Source organism: Parasphingorhabdus sp., assembly GCF_049667325.1.
In the GTDB taxonomy this organism is placed as follows: Bacteria; Pseudomonadota; Alphaproteobacteria; order Sphingomonadales; family Sphingomonadaceae; genus Parasphingorhabdus.
Genome location: NZ_JBATHY010000309.1, coordinates 1 through 3,596, shown reverse-complemented (window position 1 = coordinate 3,596; position 3,596 = coordinate 1). Strand labels below are relative to the sequence as shown.

At 59.1% G+C, this 3,596-nt stretch carries 4 protein-coding genes and 1 pseudogene; 3 read left to right on the top strand and 2 right to left on the bottom strand.

From position 1 onward, the window contains the following. Both WBM93_RS13320 and rsmD read left to right on the top strand, forming a co-directional pair. Window positions 1–136 (top strand): annotated as a pseudogene (locus WBM93_RS13320) (pseudouridine synthase); the annotation flags it as partial. Between the two features lie 27 nt (window positions 137–163). Further along, window positions 164–799, top strand: coding sequence for a 16S rRNA (guanine(966)-N(2))-methyltransferase RsmD (gene rsmD, locus WBM93_RS13315; protein ID WP_424432350.1), 636 nt, complete (start codon window positions 164–166; stop codon window positions 797–799). On the opposite strand, the gene WBM93_RS13310 is transcribed toward rsmD, so the two are convergent. Together WBM93_RS13310 and WBM93_RS13305 are read right to left on the bottom strand one after the other, a co-directional pair. Next, window positions 796–921 (bottom strand): hypothetical protein, encoded by a 126-nt coding sequence (locus WBM93_RS13310; RefSeq protein WP_424432349.1) that lies wholly within the window; start codon window positions 919–921, stop codon window positions 796–798. The genes rsmD and WBM93_RS13310 overlap by 4 nt on opposite strands. A gap of 153 nt (window positions 922–1,074) precedes the next feature. Continuing rightward, window positions 1,075–1,365 carry a hypothetical protein gene (locus tag WBM93_RS13305; protein WP_424432348.1) on the bottom strand — a complete coding sequence of 97 codons (291 nt, stop codon included), beginning with the start codon at window positions 1,363–1,365 and terminating at the stop codon, window positions 1,075–1,077. A gap of 111 nt (window positions 1,366–1,476) precedes the next feature. On the opposite strand from WBM93_RS13305, the gene WBM93_RS13300 reads away from it, so the two are divergent. Beyond that, window positions 1,477–3,596, top strand: a 2,120-nt coding sequence (locus WBM93_RS13300; RefSeq protein WP_424432347.1) for an ATP-dependent helicase, incomplete at its 3' end; no start/stop codon positions are given.

Below are 3,596 nucleotides of genomic sequence, written 5' to 3'. Positions count from 1 at the left end.
GGAACATTTCGGTCTCGAAGTGTCCCGCCTGATCCGGACCCGATACGGGCCATTCGTGCTCGGCGATCTGGAAAAAGGCGAGATCGAGGTCGTGCGGCAGCATGATCTGGTGCAGTTTCGCAAGTCGCTCAAATGAGTCAGCTATGGTTTTTTGCCGTTAGCGGTGAGCCTGTCGAACCACGCCTCTCGGACGAGAAGCGCCCTTCGGAGTCGCAGACGTCGCGCAGCGACACCGGCTCAGGACGAACGGCTTAAAATGCGGATAATTGCGGGCAACTGGCGCGGCAGAAATATCGTTGCGCCCAAGGGCGAGACAACCCGCCCGACCGCTGATCGTACCCGCGAACGGCTATTCTCGATGCTGACCAGCCGGTTGGGTGATTTCGAGGATCTGCAGATACTCGACCTGTTTTCCGGGTCCGGTGCGCTGGGCCTCGAAGCTTTGTCGCGCGGCGCGGCCCATTGCACCTTTGTCGAGCAGGATCGCGATGCGATCCGGGCGCTGGAGAAGAATATCGAAACGTTGGGCGCCCACGCGGATGTCCGGATCGGTTCCGTCCTGCATCTCGGACAGGCCCGGAAGCCTTATGATCTGATTTTGATGGACCCGCCCTATGAATCGGGTGCCGGTGGTGTCGCGCTGGACAAGCTTGGCCGTCACGGCTGGTTCGCGCCATCAAGCTGGATCGCGGTTGAAACCAGCCGAAATGAAGAGGTTGTGGTTAAGGGCTATACGCTGGATTGCGTGCGGAACAGCAGCAGGGCGCGGATTCATCTCCTGCGCCCGGAAGCCATTTAGCCGCCCATCAACACGGTCCGCGAAGCGGTTTCGGTGTGGCCGTGCTGCGCCGTGCTGTAAAAGCTGGTCGCAACCATCAACAATGTAGCGACAATCGCGCTTGTGGTCAGTCTTTTGCTCATTTCAAACTCCGTGGGGGCTGCTTTGGCGTTCATTAGTTAATAAATGGTGCGCCGCAACATGTTTATCAACCTGTCCTTTGGGTCATCATCGCCAAAAAAACCGGTGGATGCGGGGAAGCATCCACCGGTCAGGGTCGCGACTCTGAGAAAATTTTACATTTCGCTGGCGGGTTTCCCGGGCCAATAATCAAGCGCCCGATTGCCGAAATTCAATCCTGCTTCGCGCGGATTGATGCAGCCGTCGGTCACCTCGCCACCGCAAACCTTATATTCCTTGCCATTGAGCATCACGGTTTGCGCGCGTCCGTTGGAGCCTTTTTGCACCACGGTTGCCTTGTGATCCATTTTGGCGCCGTCCTTCATCTCATGATGGTTGGCGTGGGCGACGCCCGAAAATGCCATCGATGCCGCTGCTGCAGCGCTGAAAATCGCTATATTACGCATGTGAGCCTCCAAATAAATTGTGGACATAGGTACAACCTTCCGAGGGCCAAATGGTTCCGTCCCACGAAACCGGCACATAAAAACGCGACAGAAGCCTTGCTCCCTCACGCGATGTTCCCTAACTGTTCACCCGTGTCCGAACCTGTCAAACAACCGCAAGAGAGCGATCCGCCCTATGTGCAGGGGTTGAACGCGCCGCAACGCGAAGCCGTCCTCACGACCGAAGGCCCCGTTTTGGTGCTCGCCGGCGCAGGCACCGGCAAGACCGCCGCCCTCACCCGGCGGCTGGCGCATATCGTGTTTTCACGCAAGGCATGGCCGAGCGAGATTCTTGCAGTGACCTTTACCAATAAAGCCGCTCGCGAGATGAAGGAACGGATCGGAACGATTGTCGGAGAGAGTTTCGAAGGCATGCCGTGGCTCGGCACTTTCCACAGTATCGGCGCCAAAATGCTGCGCCACCATGCCGAACTGGTCGGCCTGCAGAGCAATTTCACCATTCTCGATACCGATGACCAGCTACGGTTGCTCAAACAGTTAATTCGCGCCGCCGACATCGACGAGAAACGCTGGCCGCCGCGCATGCTCGCCGGCCTGATCGATCAATGGAAGAACCGGGGGCTCAATCCTCAGGACCTAGATGCCAACGAGAATGAACGCTACGCCAATGGCCGCGGCCAGGAATTCTACGCCGCCTATCAGGCCCGGCTCAAGGCGCTCAACGCGTGCGACTTCGGCGACCTGCTGCTCCATATTCTCAATCTGCTCAAAACCAACCGGGAAATATTGAAACGCTATCAGGAGCGGTTCAAATATATATTGGTCGACGAATATCAGGACACCAACAGCTCGCAATATCTCTGGCTGCGATTGCTCGCCCAGAGCCACCAGAATATCTGCTGCGTCGGCGATGATGACCAGTCGATCTATAGCTGGCGCGGTGCAGAAGTCGCCAATATCCTGCGCTTCGAGAAAGATTTTCCCGAAGCCAAAGTGGTCAAGCTCGAGCAGAACTACCGCTCGACCCCGCATATTCTTGCCGCTGCATCCGGGCTGATCGACCACAATAGCGGCCGCCTCGGCAAGACCTTGTGGACCGAAGAAACCGAAGGCGAGAAAGTGCAGGTCATCGGCGTCTGGGATGGTCCCGAGGAAGCCCGGCGCACCGGCGACGAGATCGAGGCGCTGCAGCAAATCAAACAAGTGTCATTGAACGATGTCGCGATCCTCGTCCGTGCCCAGTTCCAGACCCGCGAGTTCGAGGACCGGTTCATCTCGATCGGCATGCCCTACAAGATTGTCGGCGGCTTTCGCTTTTACGAGCGCGCCGAAATCCGCGATGCCCTCGCCTATTTGCGGGTAATTGGCCAGCCTGCCGACGATCTCGCCTTCGAGCGGATTGTGAATACGCCCAAGCGCGGGCTTGGGGATAAGACTGTGGAAAAAGTCCACCGCCTCGCCCGCGGCCAGGGCATTCCGCTGTCCGCCGCCGCGCTCAGCATCTGCGATACCGACGAGCTTGCTCCCCGCGCGCGCAACACCTTGCTCGCCCTGATGCGCAATTTTGCCCGCTGGCGGGAGTTGGCCAGCGTCACCGATCATGCCGAACTCGCCCGGATCGTCCTCGACGAATGCGGCTATACGACGATGCTGCAGGCGGATCGCTCTACCGAAGCCGCCGGTCGGCTGGAGAATCTGACCGAACTCGCCCGCGCGATGGAAGAATATGAAACGCTTGGCGAATTTCTAGAACATGTCTCGCTGGTCATGGACAATGACGCGCGCGACGACGAGGCCAAGGTCACGATATTGACCATGCACGGCGCCAAGGGCCTGGAATATGACTATGTCTTCTGCGCAGGCTGGGAAGAAGGCGTATTCCCGTCACAGCGCAGCCTCGACGAAGGCGGCAATGCCAGCCTCGAGGAGGAACGCCGCCTCGCCTATGTTGCGATCACCAGAGCCCGCAAGAAATGCACGATCTTCCACGCCGCCAACCGCCGGATTTACGGTCAGTGGACCAGCTCGATCCCCTCGCGCTTCATCGGCGAGCTGCCCGAGGATCATGTCGAACATGAAAGCAGCATGAGCGGCGGCGAAAGCCTGTGGCGCGCGAACTGGACCGAGAACAGCGACCCTTTCGCCCATCTCGCCGCGGCCAACGCCACCAGAGCCGGCCAGCGCGGCCCCGGCTGGCAGCGCGCCGCATCTTCGGGCTTCGACAAGACCCC

Excerpts from the sequence above, each read along its gene's own strand:
- WBM93_RS13310 (WP_424432349.1), bottom strand. The coding sequence starts at position 921 with ATGAGCAAAAGACTGACCACAAGCGCGATTGTCGCTACATTGTTGATG.
- WBM93_RS13305 (WP_424432348.1), bottom strand. The coding sequence starts at position 1,365 with ATGCGTAATATAGCGATTTTCAGCGCTGCAGCAGCGGCATCGATGGCA.